1 pseudogene is annotated in these 468 nt (G+C 67.3%); it reads right to left on the minus strand.

The features are described 5' to 3' along the window. Window positions 1–468: pseudogene (locus EN925_RS39170) on the minus strand (GNAT family N-acetyltransferase); the annotation flags it as partial.

The raw sequence follows: 468 nt of genomic DNA on the forward strand, positions 1-468 counted from the left end.
GGCCTCGTCCGGGGTGCCGGCCTCGATGCGCCGGTGGCTGCCGACGGTCTCGAATTTCCGGATCTGCGACCGGTGCTTCTTGCGTTTGCGTTTGCCGCTGGCGCGAGAAAGCAGCGCATCGAAGCCGCCGGCGAGATCGACGGCCAGCGACAGATTCGGGCTGGAAAAATGGTCAAGCGATGCGAGCGGATTGGCGACGCCGTCGAGATCGGGCAGCAACCGCTCGAGCGCGACCAGATCGATGTCCGGGCGTGCCTCGGCGATGGCCGCCAGCACCGATCGGAGGGCCGGCATATCCACCTTGGCCAGCCAGTTCGGGTCCGCGGCGACGAAGTTGCCGTTGGCGTGGCGCCCACCCATGAAGCGGGCGATCCGGAACGGCCCCTTCGAGGCAATCTCCAGCGCCAGCGAAAAAACCGGTTTGCCCTCGGCACTCAGCGTCGCGACGAGCAGGTCCGGTCGTGTCTC

Source organism: Mesorhizobium sp. M7A.F.Ca.US.006.04.2.1, assembly GCF_004022915.1.
Classification (GTDB): domain Bacteria; phylum Pseudomonadota; class Alphaproteobacteria; order Rhizobiales; family Rhizobiaceae; genus Mesorhizobium; species Mesorhizobium ciceri.